At 70.0% G+C, this 26,106-nt stretch carries 19 protein-coding genes; 13 read left to right on the top strand and 6 right to left on the bottom strand.

The window, feature by feature from the left end; all coding sequences use genetic code 11:
- Positions 1-54 precede the first annotated feature (54 nt).
- The 3 genes from ACZ6CZ_RS20265 (at position 55) to ACZ6CZ_RS20255 (ending at position 2,956) form a co-directional block, all read left to right on the top strand.
- A complete protein-coding gene (locus tag ACZ6CZ_RS20265; RefSeq protein ID WP_469022859.1) occupies positions 55-369 on the top strand; it encodes a hypothetical protein in 315 nt (104 codons plus the stop codon).
- 353 nt (positions 370-722) lie between these two features.
- Complete coding sequence (femX, locus tag ACZ6CZ_RS20260) at positions 723-1,844, top strand: peptidoglycan bridge formation glycyltransferase FemX (RefSeq protein WP_469022857.1); 1,122 nt, start codon at positions 723-725, stop codon at positions 1,842-1,844.
- 80 nt (positions 1,845-1,924) lie between these two features.
- Positions 1,925-2,956, top strand: coding sequence for an alanine racemase (locus ACZ6CZ_RS20255; RefSeq protein WP_469022855.1), 1,032 nt, complete (start codon positions 1,925-1,927; stop codon positions 2,954-2,956).
- 101 nt (positions 2,957-3,057) lie between these two features.
- Here ACZ6CZ_RS20255 and ACZ6CZ_RS20250 read toward each other — a convergent pair whose 3' ends face one another.
- A complete protein-coding gene (locus tag ACZ6CZ_RS20250) occupies positions 3,058-4,566 on the bottom strand; it encodes a glycosyltransferase family 87 protein (RefSeq protein ID WP_469022853.1) in 1,509 nt (502 codons plus the stop codon).
- A 128-nt stretch (positions 4,567-4,694) separates the two neighbouring features.
- The gene (locus ACZ6CZ_RS20245) at positions 4,695-7,355 is read right to left on the bottom strand and encodes a transglycosylase domain-containing protein (RefSeq protein WP_469022850.1); all 2,661 of its coding nucleotides are present in this window, start codon (positions 7,353-7,355) and stop codon (positions 4,695-4,697) included.
- A gap of 363 nt (positions 7,356-7,718) precedes the next feature.
- Here ACZ6CZ_RS20245 and ACZ6CZ_RS20240 point away from each other — a divergent pair, with 363 nt between their 5' ends.
- The 3 genes from ACZ6CZ_RS20240 to ACZ6CZ_RS20230 all read left to right on the top strand — a co-directional run bounded on the left by ACZ6CZ_RS20240 (position 7,719) and on the right by ACZ6CZ_RS20230 (position 10,930).
- The gene (locus ACZ6CZ_RS20240) at positions 7,719-8,405 is read left to right on the top strand and encodes a PadR family transcriptional regulator (RefSeq protein WP_469022848.1); all 687 of its coding nucleotides are present in this window, start codon (positions 7,719-7,721) and stop codon (positions 8,403-8,405) included.
- 43 nt (positions 8,406-8,448) lie between these two features.
- The gene (locus tag ACZ6CZ_RS20235) at positions 8,449-9,531 is read left to right on the top strand and encodes an inositol-3-phosphate synthase (protein WP_469022846.1); all 1,083 of its coding nucleotides are present in this window, start codon (positions 8,449-8,451) and stop codon (positions 9,529-9,531) included.
- 85 nt (positions 9,532-9,616) lie between these two features.
- A complete protein-coding gene (locus ACZ6CZ_RS20230) occupies positions 9,617-10,930 on the top strand; it encodes an MFS transporter (protein WP_469022843.1) in 1,314 nt (437 codons plus the stop codon).
- A 132-nt stretch (positions 10,931-11,062) separates the two neighbouring features.
- On the opposite strand, the gene ACZ6CZ_RS20225 is transcribed toward ACZ6CZ_RS20230, so the two are convergent.
- Positions 11,063-12,508: a CCA tRNA nucleotidyltransferase gene (locus ACZ6CZ_RS20225; RefSeq protein WP_469022840.1), complete on the bottom strand. Its 1,446-nt coding sequence runs from the start codon at positions 12,506-12,508 to the stop codon at positions 11,063-11,065.
- 255 nt (positions 12,509-12,763) lie between these two features.
- Between ACZ6CZ_RS20225 and ACZ6CZ_RS20220 the strand changes: the two genes are divergently transcribed.
- From ACZ6CZ_RS20220 to trxA, 7 genes are all read left to right on the top strand, one after another.
- Positions 12,764-15,133 carry a DUF6049 family protein gene (locus ACZ6CZ_RS20220; protein WP_469022837.1) on the top strand — a complete coding sequence of 790 codons (2,370 nt, stop codon included), beginning with the start codon at positions 12,764-12,766 and terminating at the stop codon, positions 15,131-15,133.
- Between the two features lie 46 nt (positions 15,134-15,179).
- The gene (gene murJ, locus ACZ6CZ_RS20215; RefSeq protein ID WP_469022834.1) at positions 15,180-17,588 is read left to right on the top strand and encodes a murein biosynthesis integral membrane protein MurJ; all 2,409 of its coding nucleotides are present in this window, start codon (positions 15,180-15,182) and stop codon (positions 17,586-17,588) included.
- Positions 17,589-17,706: 118 nt separating this feature from the next.
- Positions 17,707-19,413, top strand: coding sequence for a protein kinase family protein (locus ACZ6CZ_RS20210; protein WP_469022831.1), 1,707 nt, complete (start codon positions 17,707-17,709; stop codon positions 19,411-19,413).
- A 98-nt stretch (positions 19,414-19,511) separates the two neighbouring features.
- Entirely contained in the window at positions 19,512-20,237 is a 726-nt protein-coding gene (sigM, locus tag ACZ6CZ_RS20205) for an RNA polymerase sigma factor SigM (protein WP_469022828.1), read from the top strand.
- Positions 20,234-21,172: an anti-sigma factor family protein gene (locus ACZ6CZ_RS20200; RefSeq protein ID WP_469022826.1), complete on the top strand. Its 939-nt coding sequence runs from the start codon at positions 20,234-20,236 to the stop codon at positions 21,170-21,172. Before sigM ends, ACZ6CZ_RS20200 begins: the two co-directional genes overlap by 4 nt.
- A gap of 226 nt (positions 21,173-21,398) precedes the next feature.
- Entirely contained in the window at positions 21,399-22,367 is a 969-nt protein-coding gene (gene trxB / locus ACZ6CZ_RS20195; RefSeq protein WP_469022823.1) for a thioredoxin-disulfide reductase, read from the top strand.
- Between the two features lie 47 nt (positions 22,368-22,414).
- Entirely contained in the window at positions 22,415-22,759 is a 345-nt protein-coding gene (trxA, locus tag ACZ6CZ_RS20190; RefSeq protein WP_469022820.1) for a thioredoxin, read from the top strand.
- A 104-nt stretch (positions 22,760-22,863) separates the two neighbouring features.
- Here trxA and ACZ6CZ_RS20185 read toward each other — a convergent pair whose 3' ends face one another.
- The 3 genes from ACZ6CZ_RS20185 to ACZ6CZ_RS20175 form a co-directional block, all read right to left on the bottom strand.
- On the bottom strand, positions 22,864-23,481 hold the full coding sequence (locus ACZ6CZ_RS20185) for a GNAT family N-acetyltransferase (RefSeq protein ID WP_469022815.1): 618 nt from the start codon (positions 23,479-23,481) through the stop codon (positions 22,864-22,866).
- Positions 23,482-23,794: 313 nt separating this feature from the next.
- Complete coding sequence (locus ACZ6CZ_RS20180) at positions 23,795-24,892, bottom strand: ParB/RepB/Spo0J family partition protein (protein WP_469022813.1); 1,098 nt, start codon at positions 24,890-24,892, stop codon at positions 23,795-23,797.
- Entirely contained in the window at positions 24,889-25,962 is a 1,074-nt protein-coding gene (locus ACZ6CZ_RS20175) for a ParA family protein (protein ID WP_469023385.1), read from the bottom strand. The genes ACZ6CZ_RS20180 and ACZ6CZ_RS20175 overlap by 4 nt, the downstream gene beginning before the upstream one ends.
- Positions 25,963-26,106: the final 144 nt, after the last annotated feature.

The raw sequence follows: 26,106 nt of genomic DNA, 5'->3' as shown, positions 1-26,106 counted from the left end.
ACACATCGGGTACGGAGGGCGCTACCGTGCGCCGCGATCCGCAGGAGGTGCCCCATGGCACAGGCATTGCGACCCAACACCGCCGGATCCCTCTTCGCCACGGACGGCCGGCCCCATCCGCGCCAGCGGGCCATGGCGGCGACCACGCTGGTGCTCGGAGTGACGGCCTTCATCAGCGCGTTCTTCCCCGGCCTCCACCTGCTCAGCTCCTGGGCGGGCCTGCTGGGGATCGGCACCGGCGCGTACGGACAGTGGATCTCGGAGACCACGCGCGAGCGGTTCGGCCTCATCCTGGGTCTCGGTGCCTCCGGTGTCGGGTTCCTCCTCGGCATGGCGAACGGCGGCCTCTTCGGCGGACTCTTCCACTGACGCCCCGGGCACGGCCCGGACAGGCGCGCAGCACACGCGGGACCCCGTCCCGGCCCTCCCGCCGGGACGAAGGTGCCGTACGCCCATTCGGGGCGCTCGTAGGGAGCAGTAGGCTTCGGCGCTAGGGCCTGTCGTCAGATTCCCGTCATCCGCCCGGAGGGCGGGTCCCGCGACGCCATGCACGCACTCTCACCGCGCCGGGCCCAGGCCCTCGTACTGGATGTACTCGGGTCTGGGCCCGGCGCGGTGAGAGTGCGTGCATGGCGTCGCGGGACAGACGGGGATGTGACGACAGGGCCTAGAGCCGGAGCCCCTGTACCCATGGGGACACACCAGCCCGAGGAGCGCCCTGAATGAGCCTGACCCTGAGGACCATCAGCCGAGAGCAGCATCTGGCCTACATCCAGAGCCTGCCGTCGGCTAGCCACATGCAGGTCCCGGCCTGGGCCGATGTCAAGGCGGAGTGGCGCTCCGAGAACCTCGGCTGGTTCGACGACCGCACCGGTGAACTGGTCGGCGCGGGTCTGGTCCTCTACCGGCAGCTGCCCAAGATCAAGCGTTATCTGGCCTACCTTCCCGAGGGCCCGGTCATCAACTGGTTCGCACCGAACCTGGACGACTGGATCCAGCCGATGCTCGCGCACCTCAAGCAGCAGGGCGCCTTCTCGGTGAAGATGGGCCCGCCGGTGATCATCCGGCGCTGGGAGGCCGCTTCCATCAAGCAGGGCATCCAGAACCCTGACGTGAAGCGGCTGCGCGACGTCGAGGCCGACTTCATCGAGCCGCGCGCCTTCGAGGTGGCCGACAAGCTGCGCCGGATGGGCTGGCAGCAGGGCGAGGACGGCGGCGCCGGCTTCGGTGACGTCCAGCCCCGCTACGTCTACCAGGTGCCGCTGGCCAACCGCTCCCTGGAAGAGGTCCACAGGAACTTCAACCAGCTGTGGCGCCGCAACATCAAGAAGGCCGAGAAGGCGGGTGTGGAGGTCGTCCAGGGCGGCTACCAGGACCTCGCCGAGTGGCAGCGGCTGTACGAGATCACCGCGGTGCGCGACCACTTCCGGCCCCGCCCGCTGTCGTACTTCCAGCGCATGTGGACGGCCCTCAACACCGAGGACCCCAACCGCATGCGGCTGTACTTCGCGCGGCACGAGGGCGTGAACCTGTCCGCGGCGACCATGCTGATCGTCGGCGGCCACGTCTGGTACTCCTACGGGGCCTCCGACAACATCGGCCGCGAGGTCCGGCCCTCCAACGCCATGCAGTGGCGGATGCTGCGCGACGCCTACGCGCTGGGCGCCACCGTGTACGACCTGCGCGGCATCTCCGACTCGCTCGACGAGAGCGACCACCTGTTCGGTCTGATCCAGTTCAAGGTGGGCACCGGCGGGCAGGCCGCCGAGTACCTCGGCGAGTGGGACTTCCCGCTGAACAAGCTGCTCCACAAGGCGCTCGACATCTACATGTCGCGTCGCTGAGCGGCGGGCGTCCGATCGCCTAGCCTTCACAGGTCTCACACTTCTCCACCGCAGCCACGAGAAAGGTCCCGGGTCCGGCCATGGCGCTCACGCTCTACGTCGACACCGCGCGCTGGCGGGCGCACCACAAGCACGTGCAGGAGCAGTTCCCCGGACTCGTCCCGGTCTGCAAGGGCAACGGCTACGGCTTCGGGCACGAGCGGCTGGCGGAGGAGGCCACGCGGCTCGGCTCGGACGTCCTCGCCGTCGGCACGACCTACGAGGCCGCCCGGATCAAGGACTGGTTCGGCGGTGACCTGCTGGTGCTGACGCCCTACCGGCGCGGCGAGGAGCCCGTCCCGCTGCCCGACCGGGTCATCCGGTCGGTGTCGTCGGTGGACGGGGTCTACGGCCTCGTCGGCGCCCGCGTGGTCATCGAGGTCATGTCCTCGATGAAGCGGCACGGCATCAGCGAGCAGGAACTGCCGCAGCTGCACGCCGCCATAGAGAACATCCGCCTCGAAGGCTTCGCGATCCACCTGCCGCTGGACCGCACCGACGGCTCGGACGCCGTCGAGGAGGTCATCGGCTGGATGGACCGGCTGCGCGCGGCCCGCCTGCCGCTGCACACGATGTTCGTCAGCCACCTCAAGGCGGACGACCTGGCCCGGCTCCAGCAGCAGTTCCCGCAGACCCGTTTCCGCGCCCGCATCGGCACCCGGCTGTGGCTGGGCGATCACGAGGCCACCGAGTACCGCGGTGCCGTGCTGGACGTCACGCGCGTCACCAAGGGGGACCGCTTCGGCTACCGCCAGCAGAAGGCGGCCTCCGACGGCTTCCTGGTGGTCGTGGCGGGCGGTACGTCGCACGGGGTGGGTCTGGAGGCACCGAAGGCCCTGCACGGTGTCATGCCGCGCGCCAAGGGTGTCGCACGGGCCGGCCTGGCCACGGTCAACCGGAACCTCTCCCCGTTCGTCTGGGACGGCAAGCAGCGCTGGTTCGCGGAGCCGCCGCACATGCAGGTGTCGATCCTGTTCGTGCCGGCCGAGGCCGCGGAGCCGCGGGTCGGTGAGGAGCTGGTGGCCCATCTGCGGCACACCACCACCCAGTTCGACCGGATCGTCGACCGCTGAGCCATTCCCCGGCAGCCGGAAGGCCGTACCCGCGTCCGCCGGGTACGGCCTTTCGCATGCCTCGATGACCGCGTCGAAGCCGACCAGCCAGCGCTGTTCGCTCAGAGCGAACGCTCTCCGGGGGATGCCGTTTCGGAGCGGCCCCACTCCACCTGGGGCGCCCCGAAGTGGGCCGCGTGGCGCGGCGGACGGGCAGCCGCCCCGAACACGAAGGCGTCCTCGGCGCCGTCGAGCACGCCCCCCGAGGGATCGTCGTCGCCCGAGCGGCGCACCACGTCCCGCTCGGGCATCAGGATGTCCCGCACGACGACGGCGCACAGGTAGAGCGTGCCCAGCAGGTGCACGGCGATCGCCCACTGATATCCGTGCGTCGGCAGTCCCTTGTGCGCGTCCCCGCTCGTCGTGTACGCCAGGTACATCCAGATCCCGAGGAAGTACGCCACCTCGCACGCCTGCCAGATCAGGAAGTCCCGCCACTTGGGCCGGGCCAGCGCGGCCAGCGGAACCAGCCACAGGACGTACTGCGGGGAATAGACCTTGTTGGTGAGGATGAAGGCGGCCACCATCAGGAACGCCAGCTGCGCGAACCTCGGCCGGCGCGGGGCGGTCAGGGTCAGCGCCGCGATGCCCAGGAAGCACAGGACCACCAGCGCGGCGGCCGCGGTGTTCACGAAGTCGGTGGTGGGCGGATGCGTCGTGTTCTGGGCCCAGATCAGCCAGAAGGACCCGAAGTCGACGCCCCGGTCATGGCTGAACGAGTAGAACTTCCACCACCCGTCGAAGGCGAAGAACATCACCGGCAGGTTCACCACGAGCCAGGCGACCACCGCGCCGGCCGTCGCCGTGAAGAACGCCCGCCACCTCCCGGCGCGCCAGCACAGCACGAACAGCGGCCCCAGCAGGAAGACGGGGTAGAGCTTGGCGGCCGTGGCCAGCCCCAGGAGCACCCCGAAGGCGACAGCGCGGCCCCGGGACCACATCAGCATCGCGGCGGCCGTCAGGGCGACCGCCAGCAGGTCCCAGTTGATGGTGGCGGTCAGCGCGAAGGCGGGTGCCAGGGCGACCAGCAGGGCGTCCCAGGGGCGCCGGCGGTGGGTGCGGGCCGTACAGACGGCGATGACGGCCGCGCACACCATGAGCATCCCGGCGTTGGCGAACCAGTACCACTGCTCCTGGTGCTGGATGCTGCCGCTGCCCGGGGTCAGCCAGGCGGCGACCTCCATGAACAACCCGGTCAGGACCGGGTATTCGAGATAGTCCATGTCGCCGGGGAGCTTGTCGAAGTACGGCACGAGCCCGTCGGCGAAACCGCGTCCCTGGTAGAGGTGCGGGATGTCCGAGTAGCAGGCGTGCGTGTACTGGGAGCTGGCGCCGAAGAACCAGCCGCTGTGGTAGCACGGCGCCTTCTGGACCAGACCGAGGGCGAACATGCCGATCGCCACCAGGGCGACGATCCGCACGGGCGTCCACCAGTCCGACCCGAGCAGGGCGAAGCGCCCGACGGGGCCGCCGATCAGCTCGCTGCCGGCCGCGGCGACCTCGTCCTCCCTGGTCGGCCGCACCGGATCCGGCTCCTGCACGCCCGCGGGCGTCGTCTCTGCACTGGGCATGGGGCACATCCTGCCGTACCAGTCTGGGAATACGCCGGGGGCCGCCATACCCGGTGGGTACGGCGGCCCATGTTTCACGTGAAACACACTAGGCGGGCGAAAGGGCCGCCAACCGGTCAGACCGTGGTCTAACCCGTCGTTCCTCCGAAGAAGCCCCCGTTGCCATTGCCTCTGGTACTGCCGGGCTCGGCCGTGTCCGTCGGGGTCGGCGCGGGACTGCTCTCACCCGTGCCGCCGATGCCGTCGCCGCCCGTACCGTTGCCGCCGCCTCCGTTGTCGTCGCAGTTGCCCGAGCCGAACAGGCAGGAGTCACTGGGGGTCGGCGTCGGCGAGGTGGAGGTCTTGCTGGGCGTGGGCGTGGGCGTGTCGCTCGGCGTCGCGCTGGGCGTGATGGTGACGGACGGCTTCGGGGTCGGGGCCCCCGCCTCGTCGTGCACGCCACCGATTTCCGTGGCGTCCGGGAAGCCGATGTCGGACTTGCCCTTCAGCGCGACCTTCATGTACTCGGTCCACACCGACGTCGGGATGTCGCCACCGTGGATGGAGTCCACACCCGCCGTACCGTTCATGGACAGCAGCTTGTGGTCCTTGGGGTTCTCGCGGAACATCGCCACCGAGGTCGACAGCTGCCGGGTGTAGCCGACGAACCACGCCGACTTGTTCTTGTCGGTGGTACCGGTCTTGCCCGCCGCCGTACGGCCCAGGGCCTTGGCGTTGGTGCCCGTACCGTTCTGGATGACGTTCTCCAGCGTGTCCGTGACGTTGTTGGCCACGTTCGCCGGCATCGCCTGGCTCGCCTTCGGCGGGGTGAAGCCCGGCTCCGCCTGGCCGCCGTGCTTGACGAGGACCACCGAGTACGGGTCCGTGTGCTTGCCGGAGGCGGCGAACGTCGCGTACGCGTCCGCCATGCGGATCGCGCTCGGGGTGGAGGTACCGATGGCGAAGGACGGGTTGAGTGTCTCGAAGCTCCCGTCGAGGATGCCGGACGCCTTGGCGACGTCACGCACCTTCGTCAGCCCCACGTCCACGCCGAGCTGGACGAACGGGGTGTTGATCGACTGCTCCATCGCCTTGCGGAGGGTGATGTATCCCCAGGGGTGGGGACTCTCGTTGTTCTGGAAGAAGTACGAGTTGTCCTTGTTGAGGTAGTACGTCCCGTCCGGCTTCCTCACCTTCAGGTGATCGTTGCCGTTGTACTTGCTCAGCGGCGAGATGCCTTCGCCGTCGCTGTCGTAGGTGCCGTACTGCATGGCGGCGGCCAGCACGAACGGCTTCCACGTCGAACCGACCGGGACACCCTGGGTGTCGGCGTTGTTGGTGAAGTGACCGTTCTCGTAGCCGTCGCCGCCGTAGAGGGCGACGATCCTGCCGTCGTTCGGAACCACCGACGCCGCACCGAACTGGACGTACTTGTCCAGGCTCCTCTTCGAGTCGAGGCGGTCCTTCTGGATCTTGTGCACCGCCGCGCTCAGGGCGTTGACCTTGTTCTTGTCGAAGGTCGTGTAGATCTGGTAGCCGCCCTGGTCGAACTGGGCCTCGGTGATGTCGGAGTGGCTCAGGACGTACTTCTTGGCCGTGTCCGCCAGGTAGCTGATCTGACCGGTCATGCCCTTGGTCGCCTTGCGGGGCTGAGGCATCGGGTACCGCTTGATCGCCTTCTGGTAGTCGACGTCGCTGAGGCGCTTGTCCTTGTGCATCTCGCCGAGGATCCAGGCCCAGCGCTCCTCCGACCGTTTGCGGTTGGCCGTGGGGGTCGCCGTCTTGTCGAGGTCCTGGTTGCCGGCCGGGTCGAAGTACGTCGGGCCCTTGAGGAGCGCCGCGAGGACCGCGCACTCGCTGGGCGTGAGCCTCACCGCGTCCTTGCCGTAGTACGTCTGCGCCGCGGCCTGGATGCCGTACGCGCCGCGGCCGTAGTACGACGTGTTCAGGTAGCCCTGCAGGATCTGCGGCTTCTTGAGCTTGGTCCCCACCTTGATGGAGATGAACATCTCCTTGAACTTGCGGGTGACCGTCTGTTCCTGGCTGAGGTAGGTGTTCTTCACGTACTGCTGGGTGATGGTCGAACCGCCCTGGGTCTGACCACCGCGTGCCATGTTCGCCAGGGCCCGGGCGATGCCCATGGGGTCGACGCCGGAGTCCGTGTAGAAGCTCTTGTTCTCGGCGGAGATCACCGCCCACTGCATCGCTTCGGGGATCTGGGCGATGTCGATGTTCTGCCGGTTGGCACCGGTGCCGGTGGCCACCATCTGCGTCTTGTCGGCCCAGTAGTAGACGTTGTTCTGGGACTTGGCCGCGTCGTTCTCGTTGGGGATGGAGACCATCGCGTAGCCGACGCCGACCATGGCGACCAGGCTGCCGAGGAAACCGATGCACAGACCGGAGACGAGCCTCCACGACGGCACCCAGCGGCGCCAGCCGAACCTCCCGGCCCTGGGGTAGTCGACCAGGCGCTTCTTGGCGGGCGCGGCCGGGGCCCGGCCCCTGCCCCGCCCGGGACCGGCCGGACCGCCCGGCCCCTGCCGTCCCGTGCTGTCGACCGCCCTGCGGCGGCCGCCTCCGTTGCGCTGCGCCGCCCGGCGGGCCTCGGCGCGGCCGCTGTACGGACGCTCCTCACCCCCCGGACCGGCGGAGTCCGCCCCGTAGGAACCGGACTCGTAGGAGTCGGAAGGAGACTCATTGGCGCCTCGCGGTGCCGCGCGGCGGCCGGAGGACGGACCGGGCTGGCCACGTCGGGCCGCGGCACGTCCGCCTCCCTGCGGCTGCGGCGGTTTGCGACGGTGCTCGCTCATCGAACGATTACTCCTCGGGCAGGCGCACCCGTGCGCGCCTGGAAGCGGCGGCTGGTTTCCGGTCCCCCCGAAGTACGGATGTGGTCGCTCCCGCATTCACCCGTACTGCACCGAGGACGACGACGCCCCCCGGCATCACGTGGTTCCCGGTGGTGTGCATGCCGCACAGACTACGCACCGTCAAAACCTCCCTAGCCCCGGAGTCCACCCCAAATCAGGCAAGTCGGCTCCTACGAATCAGTGATGTGATCCCGTTCACCATCCCCCCTCTTGTCGCAGCCGGGAGCCCGTTCTATCGTGCTGATGTATCGAGTCGATACATCAGCGTGAGATAAAGACACCGCGGGCCGAGAGGAGGCGATCATGAGCCGGCGTTCCGGCATTCTTGAGTTCGCCGTACTCGGTCTGCTCCGCGAGTCTCCGATGCACGGCTATGAGCTGCGTAAACGCCTGAACACGTCACTGGGCGTGTTCCGCGCGTTCAGCTACGGGACGCTGTATCCCTGCCTCAAGACGCTGCTGGCCGACGGCTGGTTGATCGAGGAACCGGGCAGCACCCACGAGGACGCCCTCGCCGCTCCGCTCGCGGGGCGGCGTGCCAAGATCGTCTATCGGTTGACGGCCGAAGGTAAGGAACACTTCGAGGAACTGCTCTCGCAGACCGGTCCCGACGCGTATGAGGACGAGCACTTCGCCGCACGTTTCGCCTTCTTCGGCCAGACGTCGCGCGATGTGCGCATGCGCGTGCTGGAGGGCCGGCGCAGCCGGCTGGAGGAGCGGCTGGAGAAGATGCGCGCCTCGCTGGCTCGCACGCGGGAGCGCCTCGACGACTACACGCTTGAGCTCCAGCGCCACGGAATGGAGTCCGTGGAGCGCGAAGTGCGCTGGCTGAACGAGCTCATCGAGAGCGAACGGGCCGGGCGGGACCTGAAGGGTTCCGCACCCGGGGAGCCCGCTCAACAGCAGGACACCACACATGGAGCGCCGGGCGGCCTGCCCCGGTCCGGGACGACGTCCCGGCCGGATACGCCCGACGACACCGCCACGTGAGACCCACTCAGGGCCTCACTCGTACACACAGGGAGCAACCGGAATGGGTTCGGTTCGCGTAGCCATCGTCGGCGTGGGCAACTGCGCGGCGTCGCTGGTGCAGGGCGTCGAGTACTACAAGGACGCCGACCCGGCGTCCAAGGTGCCGGGCCTGATGCACGTGCAGTTCGGCGAGTACCACGTCCGTGACGTCGAGTTCGTCGCCGCCTTCGACGTGGACGCCAAGAAGGTCGGCCTCGACCTCGCCGACGCCATCGGCGCCTCCGAGAACAACACCATCAAGATCTGCGACGTGCCCAACACCGGGGTCACCGTCCAGCGCGGCCACACCCTCGACGGCCTCGGTAAGTACTACCGCGAGACCATCGAGGAGTCCGAGGCCCAGCCGGTCGACGTCGTCCAGGTCCTGAAGGACAAGCAGGTCGACGTTCTGGTCTGCTACCTGCCCGTCGGTTCCGAGGACGCGGCGAAGTTCTACGCCCAGTGCGCCATCGACGCCAAGGTCGCCTTCGTCAACGCCCTCCCGGTCTTCATCGCCGGCACCAAGGAGTGGGCGGACAAGTTCACCGAGGCGGGCGTCCCGATCGTCGGTGACGACATCAAGTCGCAGGTCGGCGCCACCATCACGCACCGCGTCATGGCGAAGCTGTTCGAGGACCGGGGCGTCGTCCTGGACCGCACGATGCAGCTGAACGTCGGCGGCAACATGGACTTCAAGAACATGCTCGAGCGCGAGCGCCTGGAGTCCAAGAAGATCTCCAAGACGCAGGCCGTCACCTCCCAGATCCCCGACCGGGACCTCGGCGAGAAGAACGTCCACATCGGCCCGTCCGACTACGTCGCCTGGCTCGACGACCGCAAGTGGGCCTACGTCCGCCTCGAGGGCCGCGCCTTCGGTGACGTCCCGCTGAACCTCGAGTACAAGCTCGAGGTGTGGGACTCCCCGAACTCCGCGGGTGTCATCATCGACGCTCTGCGCGCCGCGAAGATCGCGAAGGACCGCGGCATCGGCGGCCCGATCCTGTCGGCGTCCTCGTACTTCATGAAGTCCCCGCCGGTCCAGTACTTCGACGACCAGGCGCGCGAGAACGTCGAGAAGTTCATCGCCGGCGAGGTCGAGCGCTAGTCGCCGCAGCACGCTCCTGCCAGGGCTGTGAGGGTCCCCGGGTTCACCGCCCGGGGACCCTCCGTCGTGTGTGAGGCTGTTCCCCATGCCCGTCGTCCGTGACCTGCGCCTCCTGCTGCGCCTGCGGGACTTCCGGCGCCTGCTGTGCGTACGCCTGCTCTCCCAGGGCGCGGACGGCGTCTACCAGGTCGCGCTCGCCGCGTACGTCGTGTTCTCCCCGGAGAAGGAGACCTCGGCCGGTGCCGTCGCCGCCGCGATGGCGGTCCTGCTGCTCCCGTACTCCCTGGTCGGCCCCTTCGCGGGTGTCCTGCTGGACCGCTGGCGGCGTCGGCAGGTCTTCGTGTACGGCAATCTGCTGCGGGCCCTGCTCGCCGCCGCCACCGCCGTCCTGGTGGCCGGTCACGCCCCGGGCCGGCTGTTCTACGTCTCCGCGCTCTGTGTCACGGCCGTCAACCGGTTCGTGCTGTCGGGCCTGTCCGCCGCCCTGCCCCGGGTCGTCGGCCCCGAGCGCCTGGTGCTGGCGAACTCGCTGTCCCCGACCGCCGGCACGCTCGCCGCGACGGCCGGCGGCGGTCTGGCCCTGGCCGTACGGCTCATGACCTCCGGCTCCGACGCCGCGGTGGTCCTGGTGGGCGCCGCCCTGTATCTGTGCGCCGCCCTCGTGTCCCTGACCATGGCTCCCGGGCTGCTCGGCCCCGACCGGCGAGCCGTGCCGCCCCGCCTGGGAGCGGTCCTCGCCGGCACCGCCCGGGAACTGCTGGCGGGTGTCCGGCACCTCGCGGCACCCGGGCGCCGCGAAGCCGCCCGGTCGCTGCTGGCGATGACCCTGATGCGCTTCTGCTACGGCGCCCTGCTGGTCCTGCTCCTCATGTTGTGCCGGTACGCCCTGACCTCGAGCCCGGAGGGGGGACTGCGCCTGCTGGGCCTGGCGCTGGGCGTGTCCGGCGCGGGCTTCTTCGTGGCGGCCGTGGTGACGCCGTGGGCAGCGGAACGGCTCGGGCGGGCCCAGTGGATCGTCGTGTGTTCCGGGACCGCCGCGATCCTCGTCCCTGTCCTGGGTCTGCCCTTCGCCACCGGCCCCCTGCTCGCCGCTGCCTTCGTCCTCGGTCTGGTCACCCAGGGCGCGAAGATCGCCACGGACACGATCGTCCAGGCCGGCGTCGACGACGGCTTCCGCGGCCGGATCTTCTCCGTGTACGACGTGCTGTTCAACGTCGCCTTCGTCGGTGCCGCCGCAGTCGCCGCACTGCTCCTCCCCCCGGACGGCCGCTCGGTGACGCTGGTGATCGCCGTCGCCGTGATCTACGCAGGCGTCGCCGTGGCGATGGCCCGAGCCGGCCGTCGCCGGACCTCACGAGAGGACCACGCCACGGAGATCCCCGCGCCTCGGGCGACGTAGGCGGACACCGGACGGGGCGACTCGGTACGCGAGCGGCACGGTACGCCGAAGGGCGATGTTTCACGTGAAACATCGCCCCCGGATCATCCGACGGGAGGTCGTGTTTCACGTGAAACACGACCTCCACTGCCCTCACCCCTGCTGCTCGGCCCACCACTCCTTGAGGGCCGCCGCCGCCGCGTCCGGTTCCATCGGCCCGTGCTCCAGGCGAAGCTCCAGCATGTGCTTGTAGGCCTTGCCGACGACCGGCCCCGGCCCGACAGCCAGGATCGCCATGATCTCGTTGCCGTCGAGATCGGGGCGGATCGCGTCGAGCTCCTCCTGCTCCTGCAACTCGGCGATGCGCTCCTCCAACCCGTCGTAGGCACGGGAGAGAGCGGCCGCCTTGCGCTTGTTGCGGGTGGTGCAGTCGGACCGGGTCAGCTTGTGCAGGCGCTCGACGAGCGGTCCCGCGTCCCGGACGTACCGGCGCACGGCCGAGTCGGTCCACTCGCCGGTGCCGTAGCCGTGGAAGCGCAAGTGCAGCTCGACCAGCCGCGAGACGTCCTTCACCATCTCGTTCGAGTACTTCAGCGCCGTCATGCGCTTCTTGGTCATCTTCGCCCCGACCACCTCGTGGTGGTGGAACGAGACCCGGCCGTCCTTCTCGAAGCGGCGCGTGCGCGGCTTGCCGATGTCGTGCAGCAGCGCCGCCAGCCGGAGCGTGAGGTCGGGCCCTTCCTCCTCCAGCGCCATCGCCTGCTCCAGGACGATCAGCGTGTGCTCGTAGACGTCCTTGTGCCGGTGGTGCTCGTCACTCTCCAGCCGCAGAGCGGGCAGCTCGGGCAGGACGTACTCGGCGAGCCCGGTGTCGACCAGCAGCGTGAGGCCCGTGCGCGGGTGCGCGGAGAGGAGGAGCTTGTTCAGCTCGTCCCGGACCCGCTCGGCCGAGACGATCTCCAGCCGTCCGGCCATCTCGGTCATCGCCGTGACGACCTCGGGAGCCACCTCGAAAGCCAGCTGGGCAGCGAAACGCGCGGCACGCATCATGCGCAGGGGGTCGTCCGAGAACGACTCCTCGGGCGTGCCCGGCGTCCTCAGCCTCCGTGCCGCGAGGTCCGCGAGACCGCCGTGCGGATCGATGAACTCCTTCTCCGGCAGCGCCACGGCCATGGCGTTGACCGTGAAGTCCCGCCGGACGAGGTCCTGCTCGATGGAGTCGCCGTACGACACCTCCGGCTTGCGGGAGGTGCGGTCGTACGCCTCCGACCGGTAAGTGGTCACCTCGATCTGGTAACCGTCCTTCTGCGCGCCGACGGTGCCGAAGGCGATCCCGACCTCCCAGACGGCATCCGCCCAGGGCCGCACGATCTTCAGTACGTCCTCGGGGCGGGCGTCGGTGGTGAAGTCCAGGTCGTTGCCCAGCCGGCCGAGCAACGCGTCGCGGACCGAACCGCCGACCAAGGCGAGCGAGAACCCGGCATCCTGGAAGCGTCGGGCGAGGTCGTCGGCGACAGGAGCCACCCGCAGCAGCTCGCTCACCGCGCGCTGCTGCACCTGGCTCAGGGCAGGGGGAGTGTCTTCGTTGGCGTTCGGCACAACAGAAGAGGGTACGTGGCCCGGGCGGCCGGGGGCGCCTCCATTACCGGGGGCGCACGGCTCCACCCATACGCCCGCAAGTGGCCGCTCTCACGGCGTTCACACCTTCTTCCCCCGATACTGGCCATAGGGGACAGGTGCGTGGTACGCCGCGATCTTGCGGAGCAGACCGCGGCACTTCCCCTCAGCGCGCATCGTTACCATGCGTGGACGCACATTCCGACGACCACTGACACGACGAGGACGGGCGAGCGCGTGGCCGAGGCGGCAGACTTCCAGGCGACCAGTGCCTCACCTGCCCGCCGGTGGCTGCGGCGCACCGGAGCGCTCCTCACCGGAGTACCCCTGCTCGCCGGGCTCCTGCAGCTCCCCGCGGCGGCGCCGGCGCAGGCCGCCGTCTCCGACACGGTGTCCGTCGCCCTGAACACGCTCAGCCCGAGCGCTCCCACGGACGGGGACACGCTGACCGTCTCCGGAACGGTGACCAACAACGGCAAGCAGGCCGTCACCGACGCCCATGTGGGACTGCGCACGGGCCCCCTCCTGGACACCCGCTCCGCGATCGACGACGTCGCCCAGCACGCCGACGACCTCCCCACCTCCATCGGCGCCGAGGTCGGCGGCCAGTACGTGACCAAGTTCGCCGAGCTGCCTCCCGGAGTCGCCGAGCCCTTCAGCATCTCGGTGCCGGTCGACAAGCTGGACCTCGGCGGGGACGGGGTCTACGAGTTCGGCGTCTCCCTCTCCGGCCGGACCGCCGCGCAGCCCTGGGACCAGGTACTCGGCATCGAGCGGACGTTCCTGCCGTGGCAGCCGGCCGAGGCGGACACGAGGACCAGGACGACGTACCTGTGGCCGCTGATCTCCACGGTCCACGTGACCGCGAAGACGGGCGCCGGTGAGCAGCAGACGCCCTACTTCCTTAACGACGACCTGGCCGAGGAGATCGCGCCGGGCGGCCGCCTGGCCCAGATGCTGGCGCTCGGCAAGGACCTGGACGTCACCTGGGTGATCGACCCGGACCTGCTGGCCTCCCTGGACGCGATGACGAGCAGCTACAGCGTCCAGGGCGCCGGTGGCACCAGCACGGCCGGCACCCATCAGGCGCTGGCCAAGCAGTTCCTCGCGGAGCTGCAGAAGGCGGTGACCGACAAGGAGGTCGTCGCGCTGCCCTTCGCCGACCCCGACCTGGCCTCCCTCGCGCACAACGGCACGAGCGTCACCGGCTCCCTCAGTCACCTCAAGGACGCCACCGACGCCGCGGCGACCACCGTGAAGACCGTCCTGCACGTCACGCCGACCGCCGACTTCGCCTGGCCGGTGGAGGGCGCGGTCGACCCGTCGATCATCAAGGTCGCGACCTCCGCCGGCGCGGACAAGGTCATCGCCCGCAGCGACAGCCTCCAGGAGACCGGCGGCCTGCCCTACACGCCCTCCGCGGCCCGTCCGATCGGCGGCGGCACCACCGCGGTCGTCGCGGACGCGCGGCTGTCCACGGCGTTCGAGGGCGATCTGACCAAGGCGGACTCGGCCACGCTCGCCGTGCAGGAGTTCCTCGCACAGAGCCTGGAGCTGAACGCACAGACGGACAAGCAGCGCAGCATCGTCGTCGCCCCGCAGCGCATGCCGTCGCCGAGCGAGGCCCAGGCCATGGCCGCGGCGCTGACGGCGCTGCAGGGCGGCAACTGGTCGCAGCCCCAGAACCTCACGGCGGCCGCCAAGGACAAGCCCGACGCGGACGCCACCACCCGGATCCCGTCGAGGTCCGCCTACCCGTCCTCGCTGCGCAGGCAGGAGCTGCCGACGACGGCCTTCGAGCAGATCGCCCGCACCCGGGACAAGCTCGACAACTTCCAGGTGATCCTGAGCGACGAGTCCCGGGTGGTGACGCCCTTCGGGCGGGCCATAAACCGCGAGATGTCCGCGTCCTGGCGCGGCAGGGCCACGGAGGCGGCGGCCTTCCGGGGCGGCGTGGAGACCTGGCTCGACGGCCTCACCGACCAGGTCAAGCTGATCGACAAGTCCGAGACGAAGCTCTCGGGACGCAGCGCCACCATCCCGGTGACCGTGCAGAACAACCTGGTGCAGGGCGTCGACCACCTGGTCCTGCGGCTGACCTCCACCATGCCGACACGTCTGAAGATCGGCGGCGAGGCCTACTACGAGCAGCCCGTCAGCGTCTCCGGCGGGCACAGCCAGTCCGTGAAGTTCACCACCTCCGCCAACGCCAACGGCCGCGTGACCGTCATCGCCCAGCTGTACACGGAGGACGGCCAGGAGTACGGCACGCCCGTGAGCTTCGACGTGAAGGTCACCGAGGTCACCCCCACGGTGATGCTGGTGATCGGCGGTGGCGTGCTGCTCCTCGTCCTCGCCGGATTCCGGATGTACACGCAGCGCAAGCGCGCGGCCGCCCGGCAGGCGAGGGAGGACGGCCCGCCGGAGCCGGGTGAGGAGACGCAGCCCGGCGGACCGGGCAACCAGGACGGCTCCGAGGACCGTCTCACGGACGAGTCCGGCGCCGACGGCGAGGCCGGGGAGCCGGAGCACCCGAGTGACCCGACACCGGACACCGCTCCGGAAAGCGCCGACCCGTCCGGCACGGGTGAGAGAGTGGACCGTTGAGCGATGTCGTGGCCGGTCGGCCCGGGGACGATGAGGTGGGGTAACCATGAACGCGCCGTACGAGGGTGACCGCGGCCAGGGCGCGGCCGGCTCGGGCTACCCCGATCCGCCGCCCGAGCCCGGCCAGGTACCGCCGCAGCACGCGGCGGACGCGTACCTCCAGGACGCCTACGACCAGGATCCCTACCGGGCGCAGGACCTCGCCGCCCAGGACCCGGTCGCCGAGGCCCTCTACGACCGTGCCGCGCACCCCCCGCCGCCCCCGGGCTCCTACCGGCCGCAGCAGCCGCTGTACGGTCCACCGGCGCAGTCGCCGTACGCTCCCGACCCGCAGGTGTGGGCGCAGACCCCGCCGCCCGAGCCGGCGGGTGCCACGCAGCACCTGCCGTACGGCGACGATCCCCGCACCACGCAGTTCGTGGGCGTCGACGACCTGGTCACGCACTCGGCCGAGGAGCGCCACGAGCCGGACGCCTTCGCGCATCTCTTCCGGGACCAGCAGCAGGGCGGCAGCAACCCCGCCGTGGACCCGCCGTCCGTCCCCGGCCCGGCCACCGCGCCGTCCCCCGCCGGGCAGTACCCGACGGCACACCCCGGGCACCCGCAGACCACGCAGCCGTACACCGGACACCCCCAGCCCGCCAACCCGCAGGCCGCGTACCAGCAGACCCGGCCCGCGTACCGGGCCGCCTACCCGCCGGCGGCCCCCGCGGCCGGGGCCCCTGCTCCCGGCGCCGCCGCGGTGCCGCCCTCGGCCGCCGCTCCCGGCCCGGACACCGCGCCCGCCGCGCCCGCCCCGAAGTCGGGCGGCCGGGCCTCCGGGCTGCTGAAGTCCAGTGCCGTGATGGCGGCGGGCACGATGGTCTCCCGGCTGACCGGCTTCGTCCGCTCGGCGCTGATCGTCTCCGCGCTGGGCGTGGGTCTGCTCGGCGACACCTTCCAGGTCGCCTACCAGCTCCCGACGATGATCTACATCCTGACCGTCGGCGGCGGCCTCAACTCGGTCTTCGTGCCGCAGCTCGTTCGGGCCATGAAGGAGGACGAGGACGGCGGCGAGGCGTTCGCCAACCGCCTGCTGACGCTGGTGATGGTGGCGCTCGGCACCCTCACCGTGGTCACCGTCCTGGCCGCCCCGTTCCTGATCCGGCTGCTGTCCGACTCGGTCGCCAGCAACGCGGCGGCGAACGAGGTCGGTATCACCTTCGTCCGCTACTTCCTGCCCTCCATCTTCTTCATGGGCATCCACGTGGTGATGGGTCAGGTCCTCAACGCCCGCGGCAAGTTCGGCGCGATGATGTGGACCCCGGTGCTGAACAACATCGTCATCATCGTGACGCTCGGCCTGTTCATCTGGGTGTACGGCACCGCCGCGCACTCCGGGATGCAGGTCACCTCGATTCCGCCGGAGGGCCAGCGGCTGCTCGGCATCGGCGTGCTGCTCGGCCTCGTCGTCCAGGCCCTGGCGATGATCCCGTACCTGCGGGAGACCGGCTTCCGGCTGCGGCTGCGCTTCGACTGGCGGGGCCACGGTCTCGGCAAGGCCGCCACCCTCGCCAAGTGGACCGTGCTGTTCGTCCTCGCCAACCAGGCGGGCGCGCTGGTCGTCTCCCAGCTGTCCACGTCGGCCCAGCTGAAGACGGTGGTCGGCGACCACGACCCGATCGCCGGAACCGGCTTCGCGGCCTACGCCAACGCCCAGCTGATCTGGGGCCTGCCGCAGGCCATCATCACCGTCTCCCTGATGGCCGCGCTGCTGCCGCGTATCTCGCGCTCGGCCGCCGAGGGCGACTCGGGCGCGGTCCGCGACGACATCTCCCAGGGCCTGCGGACGACCGCCGTCGCGATCGTGCCCATCGCCTTCGGCTTCCTCGCGCTCGGCATTCCGATGTGCACCCTGATCTTCGGTTCCTCGGGCACCGGCGCGGCCACCAACATGGGCTACATGCTGATGGCCTTCGGCCTCGGCCTGGTCCCCTACTCGGTGCAGTACGTCGTGCTGCGGGCCTTCTACGCCTACGAGGACACCCGCACCCCCTTCTACAACACCGTCATCGTGGCCGCGGTCAACGCGGGCGCGTCGGTGCTCTGCTACCTGCTGCTGCCGGCCCGCTGGGCGGTCATCGGCATGTCCGCCGCCTACGGCCTGGCATACGCGACCGGTGTCGGCGTGGCCTGGAACCGGCTGCGCAAGCGGCTCGGCGGCGACCTCGACGGCGCCCGGGTGCTGCGGACGTATGCCAGGCTGTGCATCGCCTCCGTGCCGGCCGCCCTCCTCAGTGGCGCGGCCGTCTACGGGATCGGGCACACTCTGGGGCAGGGAGTCGCCGGCTCCTTCGCCGCACTCGTGGCCGGTGGCGCCGTACTGCTCGGCGTCTTCTTCGTCGCCGCCCGCCGCATGCGCATCGAGGAACTCAACTCGCTCGTGGGTATGGTGCGCGGGCGTCTGGGGCGCTGAGGCGAGGGTAGGCGCACAACCATCGTCCGCCCCCGTGTGTCGTGCACAGCGGCGGACTGTGGGCACAATTGGTTTCGGCGTCGGACAGCGTGCAACGGATGGGGAGGCAGGAACGACGGTGGCAGAACGCAGCACGGCTGCCGTCGACGTGGCAGACAACAGCGGTGACGAGCCGCTGACCGCCAAGGCGGACCAGTCCACGGCCGACGGGGTGGCCCAGAACCCGGAGCGGGACACGGACAGCGACGAGGCACAGGGGAGCGGCGGGACGGACGGTCCCGGGGAGAAGGCCTCGACTCCCGAACTGCACAGCGGTCACAAGCTCGCCAGACGCTACCGTCTCGAGGAGTGCGTCACCCGTCTGGACGGTTTCAGCAGTTGGCGAGCGGTCGACGAGAAGCTCCGTCGTGCCGTCGGCGTCCACATCCTGCCCGCGGACCACGCGCGGGCCAGGACCGTACTGGCCGCCGCCCGTTCGTCGGCGCTGCTCGGTGACCCCCGTTTCGTCCAGGTGCTGGACGCCGTCGAGGAGAACGACCTCGTCTACGTCGTCCACGAGTGGCTGCCCGACGCCACCGAGCTGACCACGCTGCTGTCGGCCGGTCCGCTGGAGCCGCACGACGCCTACCAGATGGTCAGTCAGGTCGCCTCCGCCATGGCGGCGGCCCACCGCGAGGGTCTCGCCCATCTGCGACTGAACCCGAACGCGGTGCTGCGCGCCTCCACCGGTCAGTGGCGCATCCGCGGTCTCGCCGTGAACGCGGCGCTGCGCGGCATCAGCTCGCAGACCCCGCAGCGCACCGACACCGAGTCGATCGGTGCCCTGCTGTACGCGGCGCTGACCCAGCGCTGGCCGTACGAGAACGACGCCTACGGCCTGTCCGGGCTGCCCAAGGACATCGGGCTGATCGCTCCCGACCAGGTACGCGCCGGTGTGCACCGCGGCCTGTCCGAACTCACGATGCGCGCCCTGGTCAACGACGGGGCCACCGCCTCCCGCCACGAGTCGGCGTGCACCACACCCGAGGAACTGGTCAAGGCGATCGGCGAGATGCCGCGCATCCGGCCGCCGGAGCCGGCGTTCACCGCACCGCCGGAGTATCAGCGCACGACCTACCAGCAGGGCACCTACGGCCGTCCGGCGTCCCATCCCGGTGTCGCGCAGTCGCTGGCCGCACCGCCGCCGCCGCTGCAGAGCCGCACCGGCAAGGCCCTGAAGTGGGCGGTCTCCGCCCTGCTGATCGCGGCCCTGGGCCTGGGCAGCTGGCAGCTGGCGGACGCCCTGATGCACCAGGGCGGCTCGTCCGAGGACACCAACAAGACCCGGACGACGGACAGCAACGACAAGAGCCCGCAGAAGCAGGTGGTGGCCGGCAAGCCGATCGCCGTCAAGCGCGCCCGCGACTTCGACCCGTTCGGCACGGACCAGACGGAGAAGCCTGCCGACATAGGGAAGATCTTCGACAACGACCCGGCCACCTACTGGCAGACCGACTTCTATCAGGGCGCCAGGTTCGGCAACCTCAAGTCCGGCCTCGGCGTCATTCTCGACCTCGGCACGGTGCAGAAGGTCGGCAAGGTCACGGTGAGCTTCGTCGGGGCCACCTCGGTCCAGTTGCGGGCCGTCGACGGTGACCCGGGATCGTGGCCCACCTCCTTCGACTCCTACCGCCAGGTGGCCACCGGCTCGGGTCAGTCCGTGGCGCTCAGGCCCGGCTCCGCCCTCAAGGCCCGCTACCTCCTGGTGTGGCTGACCGAACTGCCGCTGCAGACGGACGAGGGCCGGTACCGGGGCCGGGTGACGGACATCAAGGTGACCAGCTGACGGCTCCCGAGGGGCGCCGAGGCCCCTCGCGGGCTGTTCGACCAGGGCATCTGGATATCCGCCACGGATTCCGTGAGGATGCCCCGAGGGAGGGGCCCATGGCAGATGGCGCCGGATACGGCGACGCACCGGACGAGGAGCTGCTCGCCCGCCACGTCGAGGGCGACCCCGAGGCCTTCGGTGAGATCGTGCGCCGGCACCGGGACCGGCTGTGGGCGGTCGCCCTGCGGACGCTGGGGGACCGCGAGGAGGCCGCTGACGCCGTCCAGGACGCCCTGGTGTCCGCCTACCGGGCCGCCCACACCTTCCGGGGCCAGTCGGCCGTCACCACCTGGCTGCACCGCATCACGGTGAACGCCTGTCTCGACCGCGCCCGCAAGACGGCCTCCCGCAAGACCGCTCCGGTGGACGACACCGAGCGACTGGAACAGCTGCTGGACCCGCACGAATCCGCCGCGGCACCCGCCGAACGCAATGACGTGCACCGCCAGCTCATCGAGGCGCTCGGGACCCTCCCCCGCGAGCAGAGCGCCGCCCTCGTCCTGGTGGACATGCAGGGGTACCCCGTCGCCGAGGCCGCCCGGATCCTCGACGTGCCGACCGGGACGGTGAAAAGCCGTTGCGCCCGGGGCAGAGCCAGACTCCTCCCACTGCTCACCCATCTGCGACCGGAGAACACCGGCGACGGGAAGGACCTCGGCCCGGCACGGAACCGGACGCAGGGGACATCCGTCCCACCCGCAGCGGGGCCTTCCCCGAAGGGTCCCCGGAGCACCGGACCGAATGATCCAGCCGCAGTGAAGGGCGGAGGTGGGCGAGCGTGACCTCGACGAACGACACGACCGGGCACCCGGACGTCGCGGAGATCTCCGACCTCACCGAGGGCCTCCTGCCGCCCGCGCGGACGGCGGACCTACGGCGTCATCTGCAGACGTGTGCGCTGTGCTCGGACGTCCACGACTCGCTTCAGGAGATCCGGGGGCTGCTGGGAAGCCTGCCGGGCCCTCCGCGTATGCCGTCCGACGTCGCCGGACGCATCGACGCCGCACTGGCCGCCGAGGCCCTGCCCAGCGCCGCCGCACCCGGTTCCGCCGCACCGCCCCCGCCGGTCCCCGTTGAACCTGCCCAGGCAGACGACGGCACCGAAGGCGATGTTTCACGTGAAACACCGGCAGGACCGAGTCGTCCCGCAGGCCGCCCGCAGGCCGCGACCGGACCGGGCCGCAAGGACGGCGGACGGGGACGGCGCCGCAGGACGATCGCCCTGGGAGCCGTACTGACCGCGGCCGTGCTGGGCGCGGGCACACTGATCGTGCAGTCGCTCGGGAGCGACAAGCCTGCGAGCGAGGCCCAGGGGAAGACCACCGCGACCGCGGGCGCCTTCTCCGGTGGCAGTCTCGCCAGTCAGGTGGAAGGTCTCCTCGCCACGGAGAAGAGCACCCCGCACGGCTCCGACAGTCAGCAGCCGCGCCGCAGCCTCGGCTCCGGGGACGTACCCGGCTCGGGCGAGAGCGCGAACACGTTGATCCAGACCGAGGTCGCGGTCCCGGACTGCGTGCGTGAGGGCATCAACCGCTCCGGTGACGTCCTCGGCGCCAAGACGGGGATGTACGAGGGCAAGCCCGCCTATCTCGTGGTTCTGTCCGACGCACAGGACAGCAAGCGCGTGTCGGCCTACGTCGTCGACGCCTCCTGTATCGGCAAGCAGCCGGTCTCCCCGGGCACGGTGCTGGTGAAGCAGTCCTTCGCCCGGCACTGAGGAACCCTCCCGGAGCCCCTCCTGCGGATCGGCTGGGCCGGATCGCCACGTCCCCCGCGCCGCGGGACGCTTCGTCTCGCCCTGCGCGGTAATCCGTACGGTGTGCGCTCGCCGTGTGGCCGGACACACCGGGAATGCGGGCCCCGTAGGATCCGTTGGGTGGGGTGAGAGTCCTGAGAAGGGCTCCACCGGTCGACCAGACAGACCAGAGACGAGGAACCAAGCCGTGAGCGACGTCCGTAACGTGATCATCATCGGCTCCGGGCCCGCCGGTTACACGGCGGCGCTCTACACCGCGCGCGCGTCGCTGAAGCCCCTGGTGTTCGAGGGCGCCGTCACCGCCGGTGGCGCCCTGATGAACACCACCGAGGTGGAGAACTTCCCCGGCTTCCGCGACGGCATCATGGGTCCCGACCTCATGGACAACATGCGCGCGCAGGCCGAGCGCTTCGGTGCCGAACTCATTCCGGACGACATCGTCTCCGTCGACCTGACCGGTGAGATCAAGACGGTCACGGACACCTCGGGCACGGTCCACCAGGCGAAGGCCGTCATCGTGACCACCGGCTCCCAGCACCGCAAGCTGGGTCTGCCGAACGAGGACGCCCTCTCCGGGCGTGGTGTCTCCTGGTGTGCCACCTGTGACGGGTTCTTCTTCCGGGAGCAGGACATCGCCGTGATCGGCGGCGGTGACACCGCGATGGAGGAGGCCACCTTCCTCTCGCGGTTCGCCAAGTCTGTGACCATCGTCCACCGCCGGGACACCCTGCGCGCCTCCAAGGCGATGCAGGAGCGCGCCTTCGCCGACCCGAAGATCAAGTTCGTCTGGGACAGTGAGGTCGCCGAGATCCAGGGCGAGCAGAAGCTGTCCGGTCTGAAGCTGCGCAACCTCAAGACCGGCGAGCTGTCGGACCTCCCGGTGACGGGCCTGTTCATCGCGATCGGCCACGACCCGCGCACCGAGCTGTTCAAGGGTCAGCTGGACCTGGACGAGGAGGGCTACCTGAAGGTCGCCGCGCCCTCCACCCGGACCAACCTGACCGGTGTGTTCGGCGCCGGCGACGTGGTGGACCACACCTACCGCCAGGCGATCACCGCAGCCGGTACCGGCTGTTCCGCCGCTCTCGACGCCGAGCGCTTCCTCGCCGCCCTGGCGGACGAGGAGCAGGCCGAGCCCGAGAAGACCTCCGTCTGAGCCCCCTTTCCGCCCCACCGCAGCAAGACCGAGTTAAGGAGCCCGCCGTGGCCGGCACTCTGAAGAACGTGACCGACGACACCTTCGAGCAGGACGTCCTCAAGAACGACAAGCCTGTTCTGGTGGACTTCTGGGCCGAGTGGTGCGGCCCGTGCCGCCAGATCGCCCCGTCCCTCGAGGCGATCGCCGCCGAGTACGGCGACCAGATCGAGATCGTCAAGCTCAACATCGACGAGAACCCTGGTACGGCCGCCAAGTACGGGGTCATGTCCATCCCCACCCTGAACGTCTACCAGGGCGGCGAGGTCGCCAAGACCATCGTCGGCGCCAAGCCGAAGGCCGCGCTCGTCCGCGACCTCGAGGACTTCATCGCCGAGCAGCCGGCCAAGTAGTCGCCGCCGTCCGCACGCCACTGCCGTCTTCCGGTGGCGGATGTTTCACGTGAAACACGAATGGGCCAACCCACTTGGGTTGGCCCATTCGTTGTGGGCGAGGATCACAGGGGCCGAAGCGCCGGCTCCTTCTGCACTGCACCCAGCAGCCGGTCGAGCGCCAGCTCCACGTCTTCCTTCCAGGACAGCGTCGAGCGCAGCTCCAGCCGCAGCCGGGGATGGACGGGGTGCTGCCGGACGGTCTTGAAGCCCACGGCCAGCAGATGGTCGGCGGGCAGCAGACATGCCGGTTCCTTCCAGCGGGCGTCACCGAACGCCTCGATCGCTTTGAAGCCGCGCCGCAGGAGGTCCTTGGCCACCGTCTGAACCAGCACCCGGCCCAGACCCTGTCCCTGATAGCCGGGCAGGATGAAGCCGGTGATGAGCTGGACGGCGTCCGGGGAGACGGGACTCGTGGGAAACGCCGTGGACCGGGGCACGTAGGCGGGGGGAGCGTAGAGCGCGAAGCCCACCGGAACGTCGTCGACGTAGGCCACCCGGCCGCACGATCCCCAGTCCAGCAGGACGGCGGAGATCCAGGACTCCTTCTCCAGCGCGGCGGTGCCCGCCCCTATCGCGGCTTCGCCGCTGACCGGGTCGAGTTCCCAGAACACGCACGAGGCACAGCGCTCCGGGAGGTCCTGAAGGTTGTCCAGTGTGAGCGGTACGAGCCGACGCCCCATGAACGCTGTTCCTCGCTTCCTGCGCCCGCTGCGTCGCGAGCGGCCGTCAGAGCATGTCGTTCGGTGAGCAGGCCGCCGACGAATCCGCCGATGGCGCCGAGCCCCAGGCCCGCGCTCAGCAGCCCGGTGCGGCTCATCGATCGCATGGGCACCGCCTCCCCCTCGAAGGTGCTGCCGGGTGGATGCGTCCTACCGTTCGCATCGTATCCACCAGGCCATTTCCTCGACACCGGCACACAGCAAAGAGCGGACCGTGTTCCGGTGTCCACCGGACACGGTCCGCCCTTACGGCCGAACGAGCGGAGCGCCGTGATCAGGCGTCCGACTCCTCGCTCTCGCCGTCCTGCAGCCCCTTCTGGAGCACGGGACCCTCGCCGGGGGCGAGGCTGCCGAGGATGCGCTCAAGGTCCTCCATGGAGGCGAACTCAACGGTGATCTTGCCCTTCTTCTGGCCCAGGTCGACCTTCACCCGGGTCTCGAAGCGGTCCGACAGCCGCGTCGCGAGGTCGGTCAGCGCCGGGGAGAGCCGGGTGCCGGCCCGCGGCCCCTTGGAGCGCTGGGCGGACTGGGGCCGCGAACCCATCAGGGTCACGATCTCCTCGACGGCCCGCACCGACAGTCCTTCGGCGACGATCCGGTGGGCGAGCCGGTCCTGCTCCTCCGAGTCCTCGACGGAGAGCAGTGCGCGGGCGTGCCCGGCGGAAAGGACTCCGGCGGCGACCCGGCGCTGCACCGACGGCGACAGCCTCAGCAGCCGCAGGGTGTTGGAGACCTGCGGGCGTGAGCGACCGATGCGGTCCGCCAGCTGGTCGTGCGTGCAGTTGAAGTCCTTCAGCAGCTGGTCGTAGGCGGCGGCCTCCTCCAGCGGGTTCAGCTGCGCGCGATGCAGGTTCTCCAGCAGCGCGTCCAGCAGGAGCTTCTCGTCGTCCGTGGCTCGCACGATCGCCGGGATGGCCTCGAGTCCCGCCTCGCGGCAGGCACGCCAGCGCCGCTCGCCCATGATCAGCTCATACCGGGCGGGACCCAGCTGCCGTACGACGACGGGCTGGAGAAGGCCGACTTCCTGGATGGAGGTGACCAGTTCCTGGAGGGCGTCCTCGTCGAAGACCTCACGCGGCTGACGTGGGTTCGGCGAGATGGAGTCCAGGGGAAGCTCGGCGAAGTGGGCGCCCACCGGCGGTGCGGGAACCTCCGGGTCGGCGCCAACCGGGGACTCGCCGAGGTCCTGCGTGACAGGCGGCAACGTGGCCACCGCGGCCGCGGCCACACCGCGCTCGGTCGTCAGCAGCGGAACCGCGGCGGGCGAGGTGGAGCCCCCGCCGATCGCGGCCGGCGTCGGCGTCTTCTCCGTCGGGGCAGCAGGGATCAGGGCACCGAGACCACGTCCCAGACCCCTCCGTCGCTCGCTCACTGGATCCCCTCCACCATGCTCGGGTTGCTCTGTGCGCCGATGTGGGCCTGCGTCGGGTCATAGCCGACGCCGACCCCCTTCAGCGCGATTTCTCGGGCCGCCTCCAGGTAGGAGAGGGCACCGCTCGATCCTGGATCGTAGGTCAGTACCGTCTGCCCGTAGCTGGGTGCCTCGGAGATACGGACCGAGCGGGGAATGCTGGTCCGCAGTACCTCGTCGCCGAAGTGGGTGCGGACCTCGTCCGCGACCTGGGACGCCAGTCGCGTCCGGCCGTCGTACATGGTGAGCAGGATGGTCGACACGTGCAGGGTGGGGTTGAGATGTCCCCGCACCAGGTCGACGTTGCGCAGCAGCTGACCCAGACCCTCCAGCGCGTAGTACTCGCACTGGATCGGGATGAGGACCTCCTGGCCCGCGACGAGCGCGTTGACCGTCAGCAGGCCCAGCGATGGCGGGCAGTCGATGAGGATGTAGTCCAGCGGCTGCTCGTAGGCCCGGATCGCCCGCTCCAGCCGGCTCTCCCGCGCCACCAGGGACACCAGCTCGATCTCCGCACCGGCGAGATCGATGGTGGCAGGAGCACAGAAGAGGCCCTCCACATCCAGGACCGGCTGAACGACCTCGGCCAGCGGCTTGCTCTCCACCAACACGTCGTAGATGGAGGGCACGTCCGCGTGATGGTCGATCCCCAGAGCGGTGGACGCGTTCCCCTGGGGGTCGAGGTCGATCACCAGGACGCGGGCGCCGTGCAGAGCCAGCGAGGCGGCAAGGTTGACGGTCGTCGTCGTCTTGCCGACGCCGCCCTTCTGGTTGGCGACCACCATGACGCGGGTCTTCTCCGGACGCGGCAGCCCTTCGCCGGCGCGTCCCAGAGCCTCTACCGCCAGCTGGGCAGCACGACCGATGGGAGTGTCGTCCATCGGGGGCGGTGTTTCACGTGAAACATCCGCCCCCATCGATTCGGTACGGGGACCGGGGACCGGGTCGGTCATCGGTCCCGCGATGTTGGCGTCGGACCGCAAGGATTCACTCTCCTCGACTTCAGGCTCGCAATGAACAGAGCCTCCCATGTCTTCGGGGTCGTGAACCAGTGAGGCCTGGCGTTCTGTGGAGAAATCCACCTCTGTGGACAACTCCGTACCCCCCTCGGGGGACGGAGGGGCCTCGGGAACCGGCGCCTCGCCGAGTGAACCGAGAGGCTTGCGGTCGCGGGG

It is taken from the genome of Streptomyces sp. NPDC041135, from assembly GCF_055592085.1.
This window is presented reverse-complemented; position numbering and strand designations above follow the sequence as displayed.